The organism is Microbacterium oryzae (assembly GCF_030406385.1).
In the GTDB taxonomy this organism is placed as follows: domain Bacteria; phylum Actinomycetota; class Actinomycetes; order Actinomycetales; family Microbacteriaceae; genus Microbacterium; species Microbacterium oryzae_A.
This window is the reverse complement of sequence record NZ_JAUEPM010000003.1, coordinates 138,195-157,503: the sequence shown is the minus strand read 5'-3', so window position 1 is coordinate 157,503 and position 19,309 is coordinate 138,195. Positions and strand designations below refer to the sequence as shown.

Genomic DNA, 19,309 nt, shown 5'->3' with positions numbered 1-19,309 from the left:
ACGGGCGCACACTGCGGGAGGGGCGGCCCGCCGTTCGCTGATCGGGAATCGGATGCCCGCCCCCGTCGTTGCACCCTGCGTATGGCTGTCGCGACTCCACCCCTGCTGCGGATCTCCCGCATCTACGCCGAAGATGCCGCCCTGGCGCTTCCCCGAGGACAGGAGATCGTCGCCCGCTGGCCCGACGCGGACATCGTGCCCGTCGCCTCTCACTGGCAGATCCCCGAGGTGCACGGCGACGAGGCCAACGTGCGGCGCTGGGTGCGCATCAAGACGGAGGCCCTCGTGCTCGGGGTCAAGAAGAGCGTGGTCACACGGCCGAACGGCCGGTCCGCCGACTTCATCGCGCCGTCGACGGCGAACGGCTGCGCCATGGCGTGCGCGTACTGCTATGTGCCGCGGCGCAAGGGCTACAGCAACCCCGTGACGGTGTTCGCGAACATCGACCAGATCACGCGGCACGTCGGCAGGCACATCGCCAGGCAGGGCGAGAAGACGACCCCGAACCAGTGCGACCCCGACGCGTGGGTGTACGACATCGGCGAGAACAGCGACTGCTCCGTCGACGCTCTGATCAGCGAGAACGTGCGGGAGCTCTGCGACCTGTTCCGGATGTCGCCGACCGCGAAGGCGTCGTTCGCGACGAAGTACGTCAACCGCGATCTGCTCGACTGGGACCCGGCCGGGCGCACCCGCATCCGCTTCTCGCTGATGCCTGCTGAGACCGCGAAGGTCACCGACATCCGCACATCACCCGTGTCCGAGCGCATCGCGGCGATCAACGACTTCGTCGAGGCCGGTTACGAGGTGCACGTCAACTTCTCGCCGGTCATCATCACGCCCACGTGGCTCGAGGACTGGGCCCAGCTGCTCGACGAGCTCGACGTCGCGCTCTCACCCGCCGCCAAGTCGCAGCTGGCCGCTGAGGTCATCTTCCTCACGCACAACGAGGCGCTCCACGACGTGAACCTCGGCTGGCACCCCAACGCCGAGGAGCTGCTGTGGACCCCGGGCCTGCAGGAGCCGAAGCGTTCGGAGAACGGCGCGACGAACGTGCGGTACCGCTACGGCCTCAAGTCACAGGCCGTCGCCACGTTGACGGCGCTCATTGAGCAGAAGCTGCCGTACTGCCGTATCCGCTACGCCTTCTGACCCCGCCGAGGCTGCGCGATCAGCGGATGCCGCCGCCCGCGAACCCCTGCACCCCTGATCTTCACACCCGGGATGATCCCCGGAATGAGGGCGGGGTCCTCGATGGCGCATAGAAGCCGCATAGAGTCCTCGCCCACGCTGGCTCCATGACAGCGACAGCGACGCCATCCGCACCGATCACGGGCGCACCCCATCACGCCTCGGCGGAGGCATCCCGCCGGCGCTTCGCCGCTCGACGCGCCGCGAGGGCCGATCTGCTGTCCGCCCTCTGCGTCACCTCGGTCGCGGCGGCGATCGCCCTGTGGCTCGCCTACGGCGGACCGGCCGACGTCGGCTCGCCCGCCGGCGTCCTCACCGCGGCCGGGATCATCGCCGGGCTCGTCGGCACCGACCTTGTCCTGGTCATGCTGATCCTCGCCGCGCGGGTGCCGGTCGTCGACCGCACGTTCGGCCGGGACGCCACCATGGCCCTGCACCGCAGGCTCGGCAAGCCGGTCCTCTACCTCCTGCTCGCGCATGGCGCGCTCCTCACCCTCGGCTACGGTGCATCGGATGGGCTCGACCCCCTCCACGAGACCCTCGCGCTGCTCTCCATCGGCGACATGGTGTTCGCGTTCGTCGGGATGGCGCTCTTCCTCGCGGTGGTGGTCAGCTCGCTCGTCGCCGTCCGGCGACGGTTCCCCTACGAGGTGTGGCACGCCATCCACCTGCTCAGCTATGCGGCGGTGCTCTTCGCACTTCCGCACCAGCTCAGCGTCGGCGGCATCCTCGCTCAGGGCACGTGGGAGCGGGTCTACTGGGTGGAGCTCTACGTGGCCGCCTTCGCAGCGCTCGCCTGGTACCGCTTCCTCCTGCCGACCGTCGCGTCGCTGCGTCACGGCCTCCGGGTCGCCGAAATCGAGAGCGTCGGGCCCGGCGTGGTGGCTATCCACCTCACCGGCCGCGATCTCTCGCGGCTCGGCATCGCGGGCGGTCAGTACGCGATCTGGCGGTTCTGGAGCCGCCGCACGTGGTGGCACGCGCATCCCATCTCCTTCTCCAGCGTCGGCGACGACCGCACCGTCCGCGTCACGGTCCGCGCGCTCGGCGCCGGCAGCGCCGACCTCACCCGTGTCCCGATCGGCACCCGCGTGTGGCTGGAGGGCCCGTACGGCATCTTCACGGGCGCCAACCGCACGTCGCCGCACCTCGCGGTGGTCGCCGCCGGAATCGGCGTGACTCCCGTTCGGAGCCTGCTGGAGGATGCGGCCCTCGAGCCGGGGGAGGCGACCGTCCTCCTCCGCGCACGGAACGAGGCGGAGCAGTTCCACTGGCCGGAGGTGCGGCAGCTGGTGGAACGCAAGGGCGGCCTGCTCTACGGCATGACAGGCTCCCGCGCCCGTGGCGTGGACAGCTGGATGTCCGCCGAGGACCTCGCCCGCGGCGTCACCCTCCAGTCCGTCTTCCCCGACCTCCGGTCCTCCGACCTGTTCGTCTGCGGACCGCAGGTCTGGACCGATCTCGTCGTCCGCGACGCGCGCGCGGCCGGCGTTCCCGAATCCCAGATCCACGTGGAGAGGTTCGACTGGTGAGTGCACGAGCAAAGATCGCAAGCGTCGCCGCCTCGGGTGCTGTGCTGCTCATCGGGTGGCAGCTCGGCACCCAGGGGCAGACGCTCGAGTTCTCCGCCGCGTCGACGACGAGCGGCACGACCTCCGGTACGTCCGGCTCGGATGCGCCGAGCAGCGGGTCCACGGGCTCGTCCAGCAGCGGCTCAGGAGACACCGCGAGCTCCGGCTCCGCGAGCAGCGGCTCCGCGAGCTCCGGCTCCGCGAGCTCCGGCTCCGCGAGCTCCGGCTCCACGAGCAGCGGCTCGACCGGCTCCGGAGAGACGAGCAGCGGCTCGACCGGCTCCGGAGAGACGAGCTCGAGCTCGGGTTCGTCCGCGGGCTCCGGCACGTCCTCCGCGGCAGACGGCACCTACACGGGTGATGCGGTCCAGACCCGCTTCGGCTCGGTGCAGGTGTCCGTGACGATCTCCGGAGGGGCCATCACGGACGTCACCGCCGTGAAGCTCACGGACGCCGAGCAGCGCTCTGTCATGATCTCCAACCAGGCAGCGCCGATCCTCCGCCAGGAAGTCCTGTCGGCGCAGTCGGCGGACGTGTCGACGGTGAGCCGGGCGACCGTGACGAGCGAGGCCTACCTGCAATCGCTGGAGTCGGCGCTGGAGGAGGCGGGCTGGTGAGCGTCATCGTTCCCGTCATGGGCACCGGCGCGACCCTGCGCACGCCGACGGGCCCGCCGTCGGCCGACGTGGTCGAACGCATCCGATCCCACTGGGAGCGCCTCGAGCAGACGTTCAGCCTGTTCCGCCCGGGCTCGGAGCTCAGCCGCATCGCCCGCGGCGAGGTCGCCCTCAGCTCCTCCGGAGAGGAGGTCCGGTCGGCCTACGCCGAGGCGCTCCGCTGGCGCGAGCTGACCGACGGTGACTTCACCCCGCATCGCCCAGACGGGGCCCTCGACCTCTCCGGCACCGTGAAGGCGCGCGCCATCCAGGACGCGGGGCGGATGCTCGATGAGGTGGGCCTTGCGTCGTGGCTCGTCGAGATCGGCGGCGACGTGCTCACCCGCGCGCCGGACCGGCAGACGTGGTCGGCCGGGATCGCCGATCCGCACGACGTGACCCGCCTGCTCACCGGGGTCGACCTCGGCGGGCGGTGGCGCGCCATCGCAACCTCCGGAACCGCCGAGAGGGGCGAGCACGTGTGGCGCTCCCGCCAGCATGGTCGCCTCGTGCAGGTGACCGTGCTCGGCGTGGACATCATGGAGGTGGACGTGCTCGCCACGGCGATCCTCGCGGGCGGGCTGCCCGCCCTCGACGCGGCTGGGCGCCGCTTCGACGTCGACGTCCTCACCGTGGACGCCGAGGGCGACCTCCGCGTGACTCCGCGACTGCGGAGGGCGATCACGGCGCCGGCGTGACGAGCACCTGCGCTACCGTCCGTGCTGAGCGGCAGCGAGCACGGAATCGGTCCCGGACACCTCTGCTCGCACGATCTCCGCACCCGCGGCGAGGGCGACCATCTTGCCGCGCGCGACATCCCGTGTCAGCGGGGCCATCCCGCAGTTCGTGCTCGGGTAGAGCCTGTCGGCGTCCACGAACGGGAGGACGTCCCGAAGGGTGGCGGCGACCTGCTCTGGCGTCTCGATCGCGTCGCTGGCGACGTCGACGGCTCCGACCATCACCTTCTTGCCCCGCAGGAGCTCGATGAGCTCGACCGGGACGCGCGAGTGGTGGCGCTCCAGCGACACGATGTCGATGGTCGAGCGCTGCAGCAGCGGGAACGACTCCTCGTACTGGCGCCACTCGGAGCCCAGCGTCGCCTTCCAGTCGTTGTTCGCCTTGATGCCGTAGCCGTAGCAGATGTGCACGGCGGTCTCGCTGCGCAGCCCCTCCGCGGCCCGCTCGAGGGTCGCCACTCCCCAGTCCCTCACGTCGTCGAAGAAGACGTTGAACGCGGGCTCATCGAACTGGATGATGTCGACGCCCGCCGCCTCCAGCTCCCGCGCCTCCTGGTTGAGGATGGTCGCGAACTCCCAGGCGAGCTTCTCGCGGCTTCCGTAGTGGCGGTCGTACAGAGTGTCGATCATCGTCATGGGCCCGGGCAGTGCCCATTTGATGGGGCGATCGGTCCGCTCCCGGAGGGCCCGCGCGTCGTCGACGAAGACCGATCGCTCGCGCGTGACCGCACCCACCACCGTCGGGACGCTCGCATCGTAGCGATCGCGGATCCGCACCGTCTCGCGCCGCTCGAAATCGACCCCGCCGAGGTGCTCGATGAACGTGGTGACGAAGTGCTGCCGCGTCTGCTCGCCGTCGCTGACGATGTCGATGCCCGCGTGGAGCTGCTCGTCGACGGCCAGCCTCAGCGCATCGCGCGTGCCCTCAGCGAGTTCCGCTCCCTCGAGCTTCCAGGGCGACCACAGCTTCTCCGGCTCCGCGAGCCAGGAGGGCTTGGGCAGACTGCCGACGATCGAGGTGGGCAGGAGAGCGTTCATCGGGGATCCTCCGTGGCTCATCCGGTCAGACGGCACGACCGACCGCCCACTGATCCAGCAGGGTCCGATAGGGGGTCATGAAGTGCTCCTCGACGAATCTGCCCTGCGTGACGGCGAGCCGGCTGCGCTCCTCGCGGTCGTACGTGACCGGGGGCGTCGAGTGCGCCTGGTTCTCCAGGCTCGGCCGGTACACCTCGCCGGCCGCCGAGTGGGCGCTGTAGATCTCCGGTCGGTAGATCCTCTGGAAGGTCTCCATCGTGCTGATCGTTCCCGCCAGCGCGAGATCGGAGTAGTCGCCGAGCAGATCCCCCTCGAAGTAGAAGGCGAGGGGGGCGACGGAGCCGCGCGGCATGAAGTACCGGACCTGCAGCCCCATCTTCCCGAAGTAGCGGTCGGTCATGGAGTAGTCGCTCTGCTCGTACTCCACTCCGAGGACGGGATGGCGCTCGCCGATCCGTCGATACGTCTTGCTGGTGGAGACGCTGATGCAGATGACGGGCGGCTGCGCGAACCGCTCGCGGTAGGCAGCCGACTCGACGAAGTGCCGGTACAGCTTCCCGTGCAGATCGCCGAAGTCGCTCGGAGCGCCCGAGCCGCCGCTCGCGGCGTGCGCCGGCAGCACCACGCTGAAGTCGTAGTCCCGCACATAGGAGGAGAGGTTGTTCCCCGTGATCCCCGGGATGCGGTCGCCCGTCGCCGTGTCGACGATCTGCACGTCGAGCATCTCGAGGAGCGGGACCCCCGCACCGCCCTCAGCCGCATCCAGATGCAGATCCGCCGAGACGATGTCGAGCTCCACCGTGTAGCGATCCGGGGTCGGATGGTCTCCCTCGGCGAGGTCGTGGAAGCGGTCGCGGATCATCGTCAGCGCGTTGCGGAGGTTCTGTCGACGTCCGGCACCGCGGGCCAGGTTCGCGAAGTTCGTGGTGATCCGGGACCCGGCGGACGGCGAGTAATCCTCATCGAAGCGCGTGGTGCGGATGCTGTAGGTGAAGTCGGTCGCCAACATGATGCGGTGCCTCGGTTCCTGACGGGGGAGCGGTGGGCGGGATCCCACGTCGCGGACGCCAGCGTAGGAGGAACCTGCTGTCATAGCCTCATCAGGATGATCGCCAGCAGAGCATAGGCAAAAGCTATGCGAGCAGCTCGACTCCGAAGCCCGCGACGACGTCGCGCATCTCCGCAACGAAGCGCTCCGCCTGCGTCGTCAGGGGGATCGCGCTGTGACCGATCCAGCCGATCTCGATGCGCTCGTCGACCTCGAGGGGGACGGCCACGATCGACGGATCGAGGTCGTCGGAGACGATCCCGGTGGAGATGGTGTAGCCACCGAGACCGATCATCAGGTTGAAGATGGTGGCCCGGTCGCTCACCCGGATGTCCTGCTTCGCCGATCGGGTGGAGAGGATCTCCTCGGCGAAGTAGAACGAGTTGTTCGTCCCCTGGTCGAAGGTGAGCCGCGGGAGCTCCTCGAGATCGTCGAGGGTGACCCGCTCGCGCGCCGCGAGCGGGTTCGTCCGCGCGACGAAGATGTGCGGCGTGGCGACGAACATCGGGGTGAACACGAGTCCGGAGTCCCGGAGGAGCTTGTCGATGACATTCCGGTTGAAGTCGTTCCGGTAGAGGACGCCGAGCTCGCTGCGGAGCGTGCGGACGTCCTCGATGATGTCGCCCGTGCGTGTCTCGCGGAGGGTGAACGCGTACTCCGCGGCCTCGGAGGCCTTGACCATCCGGACGAAGGCGTCGACGACGAAGGAGTAGTGCTGTGCGGAGACGGCGAGGAGACGGCGCGCCGGCGGTCGTCCGAGATAGCGCTGCTCGAGGAGCTCCGCCTGCTCGACGACCTGGCGGGCGTAGCCGAGGAACTCGGCGCCGTCCTCCGTGAGCGCGACGCCGCGGGCCGACCGGGTGAAGAGGGCGCGGCCGACGCGCCGCTCGAGGTCTTTCATCGCCGCGGACATCGTCGGCTGCGACACGTAGAGGAGGTCCGCGGCGGCCGAGATGGACCCCTCGGCGGCGATTTCGACGAAGTACCGCAGCTGCTGCAGGGTGATGCCGCTCGCCGTCCCGATGCCGCCCCGTGTCACAGCCACAAGCTATCTCACCGTGTGGATGGTCGGTCGGCGGCGGTGTGGCGCCGATGGCGCGGCTCGCCCCGAGCCGCTGCATGATGCACGCCCTGCGCGGGCGAGGCAAGCCCTCTCTGCGGCGCCGTCGCGCCCTCTACCGTCATCGCCATGGACATCTCCGACGTCACCTGGAACGACGAAGCCCGTGCGAAGATCCTCGACGACGCCGATGCGGTGCTGCGCGATGCCGTGCGGTCCGTTGCGGGCTCGGGCGATCTCTCCTCCGACGACGCGTTCGCGCAGCTCAACGCGCTGCTGAAGGATCGGTTCATCGACTACGAGCCCGGGCCCGACATCCGGAAGTACGCCGACGCCATCGCGGCGGGGGAGTTCTCCGGCTCGACGGAGGGCTGAGCGGCCCTACCCGCCGATCACCGCCGCGACGAGATCCGCGTACGCCGCCTGGCCGGCGGCATCGGGGTGGAAGCTGCGGTCGGCGATCACGGCCTGCGCGGGCAGGAAGCCGCTGATCCAGCGGCTTCCGGTGTCGCAGAACCCGTGTCCGTCGAAGCCTTCGGCCGCGACGCGGCCGGCGGCGTCGAGCACATCGGCGTTCACGTCGAGGTACACGACGCTGTCGACGCCGGAGAGGGCGACGCCGGCGGCGATGGCCTCGTTCAGTCGCAGCGCGGTCTCGTCGATCGCCGCAGCTGCGGCGCGGTCGAAGGCGATCGGCGTGCGGATGCCGAGCTCCGCGACGTTGAGCACCCCGAGACGGCAGCTGCCGATGACGTCGCCGAACGGCACGGGGTATCCCGTGACGACGATCTGTGCGCCCGGCGCCGACGCGTGGACGGCCTGGATCACCGCCGCGATCCGGTCGGAGAGGACGGCGGCGATCGTCTGCTGCACGAGGGCGAGCATCTCGGCGCAGGAGTACGGGACCGGGATGGGTGCGTCGCTGCACACGAGGAGAGCGTCGCGCCAGGCGGTGTCATTCACGCCCACGGTGAGGGTCACGAGTTCCGTCGCCGCGCCGAGCGCCCCCGACTCCGCGAGATCGGCCGCCTGCTCGAGCGCGTCGCCCGTCGTCGCGCCGGAGCAGGCCTCGGACCGGACGGGGACACCGAGATCATCCGCCAGGAGCTCGGGATAGGACCGCTTCGAGCGCAGGCAGTCCGCGTCGAGGTAGGGCAGGAGGCCGTTTCCCGACGCGATCGAGTCGCCGAGGGCGACGTACGGTGTGCCCGGGGCGGGGGCTGCCGCTGCGGGCGCGGCGGCGAGGGCGCAGGCCCCCACAGCGATCGCCGCGAGCACCGCGGCAAGACGCGTTCTCATCATTCCTCCTCGAACGACAGAGCCTGGATGTGCCGCCGATGGTAGACCTCGCCAGGACCGGCCCGACAGGGGAGGAGTGCGCGTCAGACCAGGGTCAGTGCCCTTCGCCGCTGACGTCGATCAGCACCTTGCCCACCGTCCCCGCCTGGACGGCGTCGTGTGCGCGAGCGGTCTCCGCGAGGGGGAACCAGGTGAGGGGGAGCCCGGCGCCCTCGCCGACGGGAAGCGCGCCATCCTGCAGTGCGGCGGTGATGTCCTCGGCCGCCGCGCGCCAGGCCGCCTCCCCCACTGTGTAGACGAGCACGCCCTGCATGCGCACGTTCCGCGCGAACGACGGCTGCACCGGCAGCGTGAACGCGTCGCCGCCCTCGTTCGCGTAGTAGGCGATGCTGCCGTGGTTGGCGATCACCTGCAGATCGAGGTCCGCGTTCGCGGCCGGAGCGACCTCGACGATCTGATCGATCCCCTTCGGCGCGAGCGCGCGGATCTGCTCGACCGCGTCGTCGTCCGTGTACCGCACGACGTGCTGCGCGCCCGCCGCGCGCGCGAGCACGGCCTTCTCGTCGCTGCTCACGGTGGCGATGACCGCGGCGCCCGCCCACACCGCGAGCTGGATGGCCGCATGGCCGACAGCGCCCGCGCCGCCCGCCACGAGGACGGCGCGGCCCTCGAGTGCACCGGGCGTCAGGCGCGACGGACCGAACTCGTGCACGGTGAGCGCGCGGTGAGCGGTCATCGCCGGGACGCCGAGGCTGGCCCCGAGCGCGAAGTCGGCGCCGACGGGAAGGCGCACCGCCCGCGCCGCGGGCACGACCGTGTACTCCTGAGCGGTGCCGGAAGGGCTCCCGTGCTGAGCGAGGAAGAGCCAGACGCGGTCCCCGACGGCGAGGTCCGCCACGCCGTCGCCCACCGCGTCGACGGTGCCGGCGCCGTCCTGGTTGGGCACGACCTCGTCGAACGCCATGCGCCGTGAGCCCTCGCGCGACTTCCAATCCGTGGGATTGACGCCCGAGACCGCTACTCGCACCCGCACCTCGCCGAGCCCGGGAGAGGGGACCTCGCGCTCCACGAGGTCGAGGACGGATGAGTCGCCGGTTCGGGTGTACGCGATCGCTTTCATGTCTTCGTCAACGCCGCAGATGCCCTCGCTCATTCCACGTCGACTTGAGTTGCATGCGGGCGGCGACCATGGCACCCTTGGTACCGGTCCCAATGGGACCGGTACCAAACGCAATGGAGCACGAGGGTGCTCCGAGAGGACGCTCTTCATGCTCGGCTTCGATCCCGACTTCTACCGCTCCGTCGTCTCGGGGGCGGGCGCGCTGCACACACGCATCGACGAGATCGCCCGCGCCGTCTCGGCGAAGGGCTACGAGAATCTCTTCCTCATCGGGTCCGGCGGCTCCTACGCGGCGATGTGGCCGTACGAGCTCCTCGTCACCACGCACTCGACGCTGCCTGTCCGCTCCGCGATCGCAGCGGAGCTCGTCCTGAGCGGAGACCCGCGTCTCGGCGCCGGCTCGCTCGCTGTGTTCTCCTCGCTCTCCGGCACCACCGCGGAGACGCTGAAGGCGCTGGAGTATTGCGCCGAGCGCGGCGTCACGACGATCGCTCTGACCGGTGATGGCGACAGCCCCATCGGCCGGGCGGCGGATCACGTTCTCGTGAATCCCGCGGACGACGAGACGGCCGGGGAGTCGATCGACATCCAGCTGCTGCTCCTCACCACCGCGCTCCTCCACCGCCGCGGCGAGTTCGAGGGGTACGAGCGGCTCGCGAACCAGCTGACGGACCTGACCGACGCCCTGATCGCGGTTCAGGAGCAGGCGGATGGCCCCGCCGCGGCGTTCGCGCGGAAGCATCGGCACACGACCTACCACTTCCTCGTGGGTGCCGGGAACCTGTGGGGATTCACGTACAACTACTCGATGTGCATCCTCGAGGAGATGCAGTGGCTGCACACGACGCGCGTGCACGGCGCCGAGTTCTTCCACGGGTCGCTCGAGCTCATCGAGAAGGACACGAGCCTGCTGCTGTTCAAGGGCGAGGACGCCGGTCGCCCGCTCATGGAGCGCGTCGAGCGGTTCGCCGAGCGGTACAACGAGAACACGACGGTCATCGATACCGCGGCCTACCCCCTCCCGGGCGTGGACGACGAGTTCCGCGCCCTCGTCGCGCCGATCGTCGTGGACGCGGTCACCGCACGGTTCACCAAGCACCTCGAGACCGTGCGCGAGCACCCGCTGTCGACGCGTCGCTACTACCGCGTCGTGGAGTACTGATGACCGGTGCGGCCACCGGGCCGGCGCGCGTCCTCGGCGTCGGCGACAACGTGATCGACCGCTTCCTCGATCGCGGCGTCTACTATCCGGGCGGCAACAGCGTGAACGTGGCGGTCTTCGCCCGCCGCGCGGGTGCGGAAGCGGCGTACCTCGGCGTCTTCGGCGACGACGATCCCGGCTCTCACATCCGCGGGGTGCTCGGAGAGCTCGGCATCGCGACGGACCACAGCGTCGTGAGGGCTGGCGAAACGGGATGGTGCGACGTCCGTGTCGTCGACGGCGACCGCGTCTTCGGCGACTGGTCGGGTGGCGTCACGGTCGAGCGCCCCATCGAGCTGACGTCGGATGTGCTCGCCTACGCGAGCGGATTCGACCTCGTGCACGTCAGCGCCTACGCGGCGCTCGAGCCGCAGCTGCCCGCGCTGCACCCGGCCGCCCGTCTGCTGGTCTTCGACTTCTCGGACGAGCCGGAGTACCGGGAGGATGGCTATCGCGCGCAGGTCGCGCCGTGGACCGACCTCGCCGTGCTCTCGGCCGCGCAACTCCCCTGGACCGAGGCGGAGGACCTCGCGCGCGACACCTTCGCGAAGGGCGCGAGGATGGTCCTCCTGACCCGCGGTCTCGAGGGGTCGGCGGTGTTCGACGGCGACGGGTTCGTGCGCGCCGCGGCCGTGCGCGTCGAGACCGTGGACACGATGGGATGCGGAGACGCCTTCATCGCCTCGTTCATGCTGAGCGCCCACGCTGCCGGATGGTCGCGCGGCCGCCGACTCTCACCCGCCGTCCTCGAGGCGGCCCTTCACGATGCGGCGAAGGCCGCCGCAGAGCAGTGCGCCGTCGAGGGCGCATTCGGATACCCCAAGGAGTACGTGCAATGACGCAGCAACTCGCCCCCTCCGCGGAGCAGACCCCCGAGCGCCCGAGCGCTCGGGTGTCCCCGCGGACCAGGACGATCGCCGGCTACACCGGCCTCGCCGTGGTGTTCCTCGCCTCCCTCGTCGCCCCTTCCGGGAACGCGGAGTACGGGCTGTGGAGCCTCCTGCCGGCGCTCACGCTGTTCGGCTTCATCCTCACCACGCATCGGGTGCTGGAGGGCTTCCTCTGGGCCGGCGTCCTCGCCGTGTTCATGGTGCACCGTCTGGATCTGCCGACGGCATGGATCGGCTCCCTGAATGAGCAGATGACCGACCCAGACAACGTCTGGCTGCTCGTGCTGCTGACGATGATCGGCGGGCTCCTGGGCGTGTTCGAGCGCCTGGGCCTGTCGGCGTCGTTCGCGCGGGCGGTCTCGCGCCTGGCGCGCGGGCCGCGCGCCTCGGGAGGCATCACCGCGGTGTCCTCCCTGCTCCTGAGCAACGACAGCTACCTGTCCGCCTCCGGGGTCGGGGTGAGCATGACGCCCGTGAACCGGCGGTTCGGGCTCCCGCGCGTCTTCACGGCGTCCGTGGTCCGGTCCACGGGCGAGCCCGGTACGACGCTGAACCCGTTCGGAAGCACGTCGGTGCTCATCGCCGGCCTGCTCATCGGAGCCGGGTACGGCGCCGACCGCAGCGAGGTCTCGGTGTACCTCGATGTGCTGCCCTACCTCTTCTACTCCTTCGCGGCGGTCGTCATCGGCGTCCTGCTGGCCTTCCGGGTCGTCCCGGCGGTCGGCGCGATGCGTCGCGCCTTCGACGACGTGGACGCGGAGGAGGACGACGAGGCGGCGACCACGGACGGGAAGCTGCCGCACTTCCTCAACTTCCTCGTGCCGATCGCCGTCGTGATCGTGAGCGCGATCGTGCTCGCCGACATCCAGCTCGGCTTCGCCCTCGCACTGGTCGTGACCGGAGCGCTGCTCATCGCGCAGCGAGTGACCACGATCACGGACTACGTCGACGCGGTCCTCGATGGGATGAAGGACATCTTCTCTCTGGTGCTGCTCATGGCGCTCGCTTTCGTGCTCGTGCACGCGGTGTCGGAGCTCGGCTTCACCGAGTTCATCATCGACTCGGTCGGCGGCGTCATCGCTCCGCAGTGGCTTCCGTTCGCGATCTTCCTCGTGTTCGGCATCACCGAGATGCTGGTGACCCTCAACTGGTCGCTCTACATCCTGCTCGTGCCGGTGCTGGTGACGCTCGCGGGCGAGGTGGGCGCCAGCGTGCCCATGACCGTCGCGGCGCTGCTGTCGGCGGGGACCTTCGGCGTCGCGGCCGCGATCTCGTCCGATGTCGGACTGCTCACCGCCACCTCCACGCGCGTGCCGCTCTACCGGCACTGGATCACGAACCTGCCGTACCAGATCGCGGCGGCCGTCATCGCGCTGGCAGGCTTCGCGGTGCTCGGGATCCTCGGATGACCGCCGCGGCCGGGGCGCCGTCCGCCGGGGACGTGGTCGTCGTCGGCCGCGCGCTCTGGACAGGGGAGGGGGCCGGTCCCGGGGCGCTGCTCCTGCGCGGCGGGCGGATCGCCGGCCGCCTCGCCGGTGAGGTCGCCCCGCGCGACCTCGCGGGCCCGGAGGCGGAGGTGATCGACGCGGGAGACGGGCTCGTGGTGCCCGGCCTCCACGACACCCACACCTTCTTCACTGCGGCGCTCCTCGAGCACGGCGGCCTCGACGCGCGCGCCCTCGACGACCGCTCGGTCGTCGAGGGCGTCCTCGGGGCGCTCGCCGCCGCGCCCGAGGAACTCGTCTTCGTGCGGGGGCTCTCGGGGCCGTCGGAGCGCGGAGCCGGTCTCGCCCGCGAGCTCGCGTCGCGGGCAGCGGGCGCGGCGGTCGCGCTCCTCGGCGCGGAGAGATCGTGGCTGGTGCTCACCGACGCTGCTCGCATGGCGGTGGGCGACGCGGATGCCGCGTCCAACGAATCGCTCGCGGGCCTCTACCGCGTGCTTGCCGCGGAGCCGCACGTGGTCCGGCGCGCCTTCCTCGCCCGAGCGCGCGCCTTCTCTGCCCATGGTGTGACCTCCGTGAAGGACATCGCCTTCGACGACCATCTCGGCATGCTGCCGGTGCTCGAGGATCTCGCCCTCCGAGACGACCTCCCGGTGCGGATGGCCTACTCGCTGCAGCCCGTGACGGCGCCGGCCGACCTCGCGTACGCGGAGTGGGCAGCGCATCGGAACAGCGGCGTGCGCTTTCACGGCTTCAAGCTGATGACCGACGGCGCCTTCGACGAGGGCGGGGCCGCGCTGCTGGGAGAGGACGCCGACGCCGTGGACTGGGACGCCGTCCGAGCCGAGGCATGGCGCATCCTCGACGCCGGGCACCGTCTGGCGCTGAACGCCGACGGCGACGGGGCGGTGCGGCGGTGCCTGGAGATCTTCGAGGAGTACGCGCGCGAACGCGGGAGCCTGCCGCCGGGAGCGGCGCTGTCCGATGTGAGTCTCGTCGCGGAAGCGGACATCCCGCGGGTGGCCGCGCTCGATCTCGTGGTCGAGACCTATCCACACCTCGTGCGCCAGGAGGGGTTCACGCGCGAACTCCTCACCGAGCTCCTCGGAAGCCGCAGCAGCCGGCTCGGCCCCTTCGCGTCGATGATCCGCCACGGCGTCCACCTCACCGCCGGCACCGACCATCCGCTCTTCGAGCCCGACCTGCCGCAGTCGCTCCTGTCGGCGAACGAACGGCTCCTGCCGCACGGCGAGGATGGGCGATGGCACCCGGAGAACGGGATGTCGCGTGTCGAGGTCGTGCGCTCCTGGACCTCGCGCGCGGGTGCGGCGATGCAGACTCCGGCCGGCGCGGGCACCTTCGATCTCGGGGCTCCGGCCGACATCGCGGTCTTCGATCGCAATCTCCTCGAGGCGGCGCCCGAGGAGCTCGCGACGGCCTCGGTCATGTTGACCGTGCAGGGCGGACGGGTCGCATATCGACGGTGACGGCGTCATTAGGCTGGAGAGCGTGACGCTCCCCGGACCCCGACCGACCATCACCGAGGTCGCGCGGCTCGCCGGCGTCGGGCGATCCTCTGCCGCGCGCGCCCTGGGCGGTTACGGCTCGGTCAGCGAGAGCACGAGGGAGCGCGTCCTCCGGGCGGCGCGCGAGCTCGGATACGAGACCAACGAGCTCGCGCGCAGCATGAGCACGGGCGAGACGCGGACCATCGGGGTCGTGCTCGCCGACATCGCCAACCCGTTCTTCGCGGGCGTGCTGCGCGGCATCACGGAGGTGTGCGCCGCGGAGGGATTCGACACCATCGTGGTCAACACCGACGAGGACGTCGAGCGCGAGCAGGCCGCTGTCCGCCTCATGCTGGCCAAGCAGGTCGACGGCATCGTCGTCTCGCCGACCGGCGGCGCCGACGCCGACGCCGACCACCTTGCAGCCGCGGTCTCGCGCGCCGTGCCGGTCGTGCAGCTCGACCGGACGCTGTCGCGCCTGCCCGGGCCCGCCGTGGTCCTCGACAATCGCGAGGCGGCCTTCGCGGCCGCGCAGGAGCTGCTGTCGGCGGGGCACCGGCGAATCGCGCTCGCCTGGGGTCCGCGTGCCGAGGCGGGGGTCGACACGCGCGCCGAGCTCGAGCGCGCCGCGCAGACCGATCTGTCCACGACCCGAGAGCGCCTTCTGGGCTACTTCGGAGCCCTCGATGACGCCGGGCTGCCGACAGACCCGAGACTGGTGATGACCGGTGAGCAGACGGTGGACGGCGTCGCCCGCTTCATCCGCGCCGCGCTGGCGAGCGAGCAGCCGCCCACAGCGGTGGTCGTCACGGAGACCGACGCCGCGCTCGGCGTCCTGCAGGTGCTGCGAGAGCAGTCGCTGCAGAGCCCACGAGATCTGTCGCTGGTGGGCTTCGACGACGCGCCATGGGTGCAGTACCTCGATCCTCCTCTCACCGTCCTCAGTCAGCCCGTTCAGGAGCTCGGCGAGCGCAGCGCTCGGGAGCTGCTCGCGCTGATCCGCGGACGTCCGACTTCGGCGTCGCTCGTTCACCTCTCGGCTCGCCTCGTTCGACGTCGATCGGTCGCGCCACTACGCTCCTGATCCGTTGCGGGAATACCCCAGGGGGGTATAGCGTTCCTCTGTCAGCGACGCCCGAAGAGGGCGTGACGAGAGGAGACGCCATGAGCACGAACGAGTACCAGGTGACGGGAATGACCTGCGGGCACTGCGAGATGTCGGTGCGCGAGGAGGTCGCCGAGATCGCCGGTGTCGACGAGATCCAGGTGAGCGCGGAGACGGGCAGGCTCGTCGTCACCGGCTCCGGCGAGTTCGACGACGCGAAGGTGCTGGCCGCGGTCGAAGAGGCCGGGTACCGCGCGGTCCGGGTCTGATGAACACGGCGACGCGTCTGAGCCTGTACGGGGCGGGCCTTGTGGCCGCCTTCGCCGCGGCCTTCGGCCTCGGCGCGGTCGCCGTCCCCGGCAGCGCGGTATCGGCATGGAATGAGGGAGTCGAGATGAGCGAGCACGGCGAGATGCACGTCGACGCGTCGAGTGAGATGCATGGCGAGGCGAGCAGCGCGGCGCAGGGCAGCCCAGCCGGGGTGTCGCTGAGCGCGGGCGGCTACGTGCTGGCGCCCGTCGCGGCACCGGGCACGGTCGGCGAAGCGGGAGAGCTGCGCTTCCGCATCCTGGACGAGGGCGGCCATCCGCTCATCGACTATGCGACGCAGCACGGGAAGGAGCTGCACCTCATCGTCGTCCGAGTGGATGGCGCGCAGTTCCGGCACGTGCACCCGGAGCTCGACACGACCAGCGGCACCTGGTCGCTGCCGTGGACGTGGGAGGCCGCCGGGACCTACCGCGTGTACGCCGACTTCGCCGCCCCGGGGGCCGAGGGCGTCACGCTGTCGCGCATGGTCCAGGTGGCCGGCGGGGTCACTCCGGCGGTGACCGAGGTCCGCACGACGGCGGAGGCGGATGGCTACACCGTGCGTCTCGAGGGAGAGCTCGTCGCCGGCGCGTCCCGGGCGCTCACCCTCGAGGTGAGCCGGGACGGGAGTCCGGTCACGACGCTCGAGCCCTACCTCGGCGCCTTCGGCCGCCTCGTGGCGCTGCGCGAGGGAGACCTCGCCTACCTCCACGTCCATCCCGAGGGCGACGAGCCCGCGACGGGCGCGAGCGGCGGACCGGCCATCCGCTTCACCGCGGCCGCGCCCACCGCAGGTCGCTACCTGCTGTATCTCGACTTCCAGGTCGCCGGAGAGGTCCACACCGCCGAGTTCGCGCTCGACGCGATGGCCGGAGGGGAGCACGAATGAGCGCGCCATCCACACCCGCCGTCGAGCTGGAGATCGGCGGCATGACCTGCGCCTCGTGCGCGAACCGCATCGAGCGCAAGCTCAACAAGCTCGACGGCGTCACGGCGAGCGTGAACTATGCCACGGAGAAGGCGCGTGTCACGGTTCCCGCGGGGTACGACCCCGCTCTGCTCATCGCCGAGGTCGAGAAGACCGGCTACACCGCCATCCTTCCGCAGCCTGAGGAACCCGCTCGCGACGAGGGCGACGCCGACCCCGAGCTGACGTCGCTGCGGCAGCGCCTCATCGGCGCGATCGTGCTCACGGTGCCCGTAATCGCGATGTCGATGATCCCCGCACTGCAGTTCGACTACTGGCAGTGGGCGTCGCTCGCGCTCGCCGCGCCCGTGATCGTGTGGGCCGCGTGGCCATTCCACCGCGCGGCGTGGATCAACCTCCGCCACGGCAGCGCGACGATGGACACGCTCATCTCGATGGGCACGTCGGTCGCTCTCCTGTGGTCGCTCTACGCGCTGTTCCTCGGCACGGCCGGCGAGCAGGGCATGACCCACGCCTTTGCGCTCACCATCGCGCCGTCGGATGGCGCGGGCAGCATCTACCTAGAGGTGGGGGCGGGCGTCACCACGTTCATCCTCGCCGGCCGCTACTTCGAGAAGCGCTCCAAGCGCCAGGCCGGCGCCGCGCTGCGGGCCCTCCTCGAGCTGGGCGCGAAGGACGTCGCGGTGCTGCGCGGCGGCGTCGAGACGCGCATCCCCACCGGCGACCTGCGGGTCGGCGACGAGTTCGTGGTGCGTCCGGGGGAGAAGATCGCTACCGACGGCGTGGTCGTCTCCGGCACCTCAGCGGTGGACGCGTCGATGCTCACGGGCGAGTCCGTGCCCGTCGAGGTCCGCGAAGGCGACGCCGTCACCGGTGCCACCGTGAACGCCGGCGGTCGGCTCGTCGTGCGCGCGACCCGCATCGGCTCCGACACGCAGCTCGCGCAGATGGCGAGGCTCGTCGAGGACGCGCAGTCCGGCAAGGCCGAGGTGCAGCGCCTCGCCGACCGGGTCTCCGGCATCTTCGTTCCGATCGTCATCGCCATCGCTGTCGCGACCCTCGGGGCCTGGCTCGGGGCGGGCTTTCCTGCGAGTGCGGCGTTCACCGCCGCCGTCGCAGTGCTCGTCATCGCCTGCCCGTGCGCCCTCGGGCTCGCCACGCCGACGGCGCTGCTCGTGGGCACCGGGCGCGGTGCGCAGCTCGGCATCCTCATCAAGGGCCCCGAGGTGCTCGAGTCGACGCGCCGCGTCGACACCGTCGTGCTCGACAAGACGGGCACCGTGACAAGCGGCCGGATGAGCCTCGTCGACGTCGTCACCGAGCCCGGCGTCGACCGCGCCGAGCTCCTCCGCGTCGCAGGTGCGCTCGAGCAGGCTTCGGAGCACCCCGTCGCGCAGGCGATCGCTCGTGGTGCGGCGGCCGAGGTCGGGCAGCTGCCGGTCGCAGAGGATTTCGCGAACGTCGCCGGACGTGGCGTGCAGGGCATGGTGAACGGCCATGCTGCCGTGGTGGGCCGGGAGTCCCTTCTCGCGGACTGGGCGATGCACCTGCCCCCCGACGCCGCCGCGGCGAAGGCGCGCGCGGAGGGCGAGGGCCGGACAGTCGTTGTCGTCGGGTGGGACGGCGCGACGCGCGGCATGCTCGTCGTCGCCGACACCGTCAAGCCGACGAGCGCCGAGGGCGTCGCCGCGCTCAAGCGGATGGGCCTCACTCCGGTGCTGCTCACCGGCGACAATTCGGCAGTCGCCCGGCGCGTGGCGGCGGAGGTGGGCATCGACGCGGTCATCGCCGAGGTGCTCCCGCAGGACAAGGTGGATGTCGTCGCGCGGCTGCAGGGGGAGGGGAAGATCGTCGCGATGGTCGGCGATGGTGTCAACGACGCTCCCGCACTCGCGCAGGCCGACCTCGGGCTCGCGATGGGCTCGGGCGCCGACGTCGCGATCGAGGCGGCCGACATCACGCTCGTCGGCAGCGATCTCAGGGGCGTCATCGACGCCATCCGCCTCTCTCGCCGCACCCTCGGCACGATCAAGACGAACCTGTTCTGGGCCTTCGCCTACAACGTCGCGGCCATCCCCGTCGCCGCACTCGGAATGCTCAACCCCATGCTCGCGGGAGCGGCCATGGCGTTCTCCAGCGTGTTCGTCGTGGGCAACAGCCTGCGGCTGCGGGCCTTCCGCAGCGCGACGCGCTGAGCCGGCGGGAA

18 protein-coding genes are annotated in these 19,309 nt (G+C 70.8%); 13 read left to right on the top strand and 5 right to left on the bottom strand.

Features of this window, described 5'->3' with window-relative positions:
- Window positions 1-81 precede the first annotated feature (81 nt).
- From QWJ90_RS06755 to QWJ90_RS06740, 4 genes are all read left to right on the top strand, one after another.
- Window positions 82-1,152 carry a spore photoproduct lyase family protein gene (locus QWJ90_RS06755; protein ID WP_290106929.1) on the top strand — a complete coding sequence of 357 codons (1,071 nt, stop codon included), beginning with the start codon at window positions 82-84 and terminating at the stop codon, window positions 1,150-1,152.
- Between the two features lie 146 nt (window positions 1,153-1,298).
- Window positions 1,299-2,723: a ferredoxin reductase family protein gene (locus QWJ90_RS06750; protein WP_290106928.1), complete on the top strand. Its 1,425-nt coding sequence runs from the start codon at window positions 1,299-1,301 to the stop codon at window positions 2,721-2,723.
- Window positions 2,720-3,379 carry an FMN-binding protein gene (locus QWJ90_RS06745; RefSeq protein WP_290106927.1) on the top strand — a complete coding sequence of 220 codons (660 nt, stop codon included), beginning with the start codon at window positions 2,720-2,722 and terminating at the stop codon, window positions 3,377-3,379. Before QWJ90_RS06750 ends, QWJ90_RS06745 begins: the two co-directional genes overlap by 4 nt.
- Window positions 3,376-4,116, top strand: a complete 741-nt coding sequence (locus QWJ90_RS06740; RefSeq protein WP_290106926.1) for an FAD:protein FMN transferase — start codon at window positions 3,376-3,378, stop codon at window positions 4,114-4,116. Before QWJ90_RS06745 ends, QWJ90_RS06740 begins: the two co-directional genes overlap by 4 nt.
- A 12-nt stretch (window positions 4,117-4,128) precedes the next feature.
- Here the strand turns inward: QWJ90_RS06740 and QWJ90_RS06735 are convergent, their stop codons facing one another.
- The 3 genes from QWJ90_RS06735 to QWJ90_RS06725 form a co-directional block, all read right to left on the bottom strand.
- Complete coding sequence (locus tag QWJ90_RS06735) at window positions 4,129-5,193, bottom strand: methionine synthase (protein ID WP_290106925.1); 1,065 nt, start codon at window positions 5,191-5,193, stop codon at window positions 4,129-4,131.
- Window positions 5,194-5,218: 25 nt separating this feature from the next.
- The gene (locus QWJ90_RS06730) at window positions 5,219-6,199 is read right to left on the bottom strand and encodes a putative oxygenase MesX (protein WP_290107081.1); all 981 of its coding nucleotides are present in this window, start codon (window positions 6,197-6,199) and stop codon (window positions 5,219-5,221) included.
- A 127-nt stretch (window positions 6,200-6,326) separates the two neighbouring features.
- Complete coding sequence (locus QWJ90_RS06725; protein WP_290106924.1) at window positions 6,327-7,280, bottom strand: LysR family transcriptional regulator; 954 nt, start codon at window positions 7,278-7,280, stop codon at window positions 6,327-6,329.
- A 150-nt stretch (window positions 7,281-7,430) separates the two neighbouring features.
- On the opposite strand from QWJ90_RS06725, the gene QWJ90_RS06720 reads away from it, so the two are divergent.
- Window positions 7,431-7,676 (top strand): hypothetical protein, encoded by a 246-nt coding sequence (locus QWJ90_RS06720; RefSeq protein WP_290106923.1) that lies wholly within the window; start codon window positions 7,431-7,433, stop codon window positions 7,674-7,676.
- 6 nt (window positions 7,677-7,682) lie between these two features.
- On the opposite strand, the gene QWJ90_RS06715 is transcribed toward QWJ90_RS06720, so the two are convergent.
- Both QWJ90_RS06715 and QWJ90_RS06710 read right to left on the bottom strand, forming a co-directional pair.
- Window positions 7,683-8,600, bottom strand: coding sequence for an SGNH/GDSL hydrolase family protein (locus QWJ90_RS06715; protein ID WP_290106922.1), 918 nt, complete (start codon window positions 8,598-8,600; stop codon window positions 7,683-7,685).
- Between the two features lie 94 nt (window positions 8,601-8,694).
- Window positions 8,695-9,720 carry an NADPH:quinone reductase gene (locus tag QWJ90_RS06710; RefSeq protein ID WP_290106921.1) on the bottom strand — a complete coding sequence of 342 codons (1,026 nt, stop codon included), beginning with the start codon at window positions 9,718-9,720 and terminating at the stop codon, window positions 8,695-8,697.
- Window positions 9,721-9,868: 148 nt separating this feature from the next.
- Here QWJ90_RS06710 and QWJ90_RS06705 point away from each other — a divergent pair, with 148 nt between their 5' ends.
- From QWJ90_RS06705 to QWJ90_RS06670, 8 genes are all read left to right on the top strand, one after another.
- Window positions 9,869-10,882, top strand: coding sequence for an SIS domain-containing protein (locus tag QWJ90_RS06705; protein WP_290106920.1), 1,014 nt, complete (start codon window positions 9,869-9,871; stop codon window positions 10,880-10,882).
- Entirely contained in the window at window positions 10,882-11,760 is an 879-nt protein-coding gene (locus QWJ90_RS06700) for a PfkB family carbohydrate kinase (RefSeq protein WP_290106919.1), read from the top strand. Before QWJ90_RS06705 ends, QWJ90_RS06700 begins: the two co-directional genes overlap by 1 nt.
- On the top strand, window positions 11,757-13,220 hold the full coding sequence (locus QWJ90_RS06695) for a Na+/H+ antiporter NhaC family protein (RefSeq protein ID WP_290106918.1): 1,464 nt from the start codon (window positions 11,757-11,759) through the stop codon (window positions 13,218-13,220). Before QWJ90_RS06700 ends, QWJ90_RS06695 begins: the two co-directional genes overlap by 4 nt.
- Entirely contained in the window at window positions 13,217-14,740 is a 1,524-nt protein-coding gene (locus QWJ90_RS06690) for an amidohydrolase family protein (protein ID WP_290106917.1), read from the top strand. The genes QWJ90_RS06695 and QWJ90_RS06690 overlap by 4 nt, the downstream gene beginning before the upstream one ends.
- A gap of 22 nt (window positions 14,741-14,762) precedes the next feature.
- A complete protein-coding gene (locus QWJ90_RS06685; RefSeq protein ID WP_290106916.1) occupies window positions 14,763-15,845 on the top strand; it encodes a LacI family DNA-binding transcriptional regulator in 1,083 nt (360 codons plus the stop codon).
- Window positions 15,846-15,925: 80 nt separating this feature from the next.
- A complete protein-coding gene (locus QWJ90_RS06680; protein ID WP_290106915.1) occupies window positions 15,926-16,135 on the top strand; it encodes a heavy-metal-associated domain-containing protein in 210 nt (69 codons plus the stop codon).
- Complete coding sequence (locus QWJ90_RS06675; RefSeq protein WP_290106914.1) at window positions 16,135-17,064, top strand: hypothetical protein; 930 nt, start codon at window positions 16,135-16,137, stop codon at window positions 17,062-17,064. Before QWJ90_RS06680 ends, QWJ90_RS06675 begins: the two co-directional genes overlap by 1 nt.
- Window positions 17,061-19,298, top strand: a complete 2,238-nt coding sequence (locus QWJ90_RS06670) for a heavy metal translocating P-type ATPase (RefSeq protein WP_290106913.1) — start codon at window positions 17,061-17,063, stop codon at window positions 19,296-19,298. Before QWJ90_RS06675 ends, QWJ90_RS06670 begins: the two co-directional genes overlap by 4 nt.
- The last annotated feature ends 11 nt before the right edge of the window (window positions 19,299-19,309 follow it).

What these genes read in the sequence shown, in the direction of transcription:
- QWJ90_RS06755 (WP_290106929.1), top strand. Translation starts at nt 82, where the DNA reads ATGGCTGTCGCGACTCCACCCCTGCTGCGGATCTCCCGCATCTACGCC.
- QWJ90_RS06750 (WP_290106928.1), top strand. Translation starts at nt 1,299, where the DNA reads ATGACAGCGACAGCGACGCCATCCGCACCGATCACGGGCGCACCCCAT.
- QWJ90_RS06735 (WP_290106925.1), bottom strand. Translation starts at nt 5,193, where the DNA reads ATGAACGCTCTCCTGCCCACCTCGATCGTCGGCAGTCTGCCCAAGCCC.
- QWJ90_RS06720 (WP_290106923.1), top strand. Translation starts at nt 7,431, where the DNA reads ATGGACATCTCCGACGTCACCTGGAACGACGAAGCCCGTGCGAAGATC.
- QWJ90_RS06715 (WP_290106922.1), bottom strand. Translation starts at nt 8,600, where the DNA reads ATGAGAACGCGTCTTGCCGCGGTGCTCGCGGCGATCGCTGTGGGGGCC.
- QWJ90_RS06710 (WP_290106921.1), bottom strand. Translation starts at nt 9,720, where the DNA reads ATGAAAGCGATCGCGTACACCCGAACCGGCGACTCATCCGTCCTCGAC.
- QWJ90_RS06705 (WP_290106920.1), top strand. Translation starts at nt 9,869, where the DNA reads ATGCTCGGCTTCGATCCCGACTTCTACCGCTCCGTCGTCTCGGGGGCG.
- QWJ90_RS06700 (WP_290106919.1), top strand. Translation starts at nt 10,882, where the DNA reads ATGACCGGTGCGGCCACCGGGCCGGCGCGCGTCCTCGGCGTCGGCGAC.
- QWJ90_RS06695 (WP_290106918.1), top strand. Translation starts at nt 11,757, where the DNA reads ATGACGCAGCAACTCGCCCCCTCCGCGGAGCAGACCCCCGAGCGCCCG.
- QWJ90_RS06690 (WP_290106917.1), top strand. Translation starts at nt 13,217, where the DNA reads ATGACCGCCGCGGCCGGGGCGCCGTCCGCCGGGGACGTGGTCGTCGTC.
- QWJ90_RS06680 (WP_290106915.1), top strand. Translation starts at nt 15,926, where the DNA reads ATGAGCACGAACGAGTACCAGGTGACGGGAATGACCTGCGGGCACTGC.
- QWJ90_RS06675 (WP_290106914.1), top strand. Translation starts at nt 16,135, where the DNA reads ATGAACACGGCGACGCGTCTGAGCCTGTACGGGGCGGGCCTTGTGGCC.
- QWJ90_RS06670 (WP_290106913.1), top strand. Translation starts at nt 17,061, where the DNA reads ATGAGCGCGCCATCCACACCCGCCGTCGAGCTGGAGATCGGCGGCATG.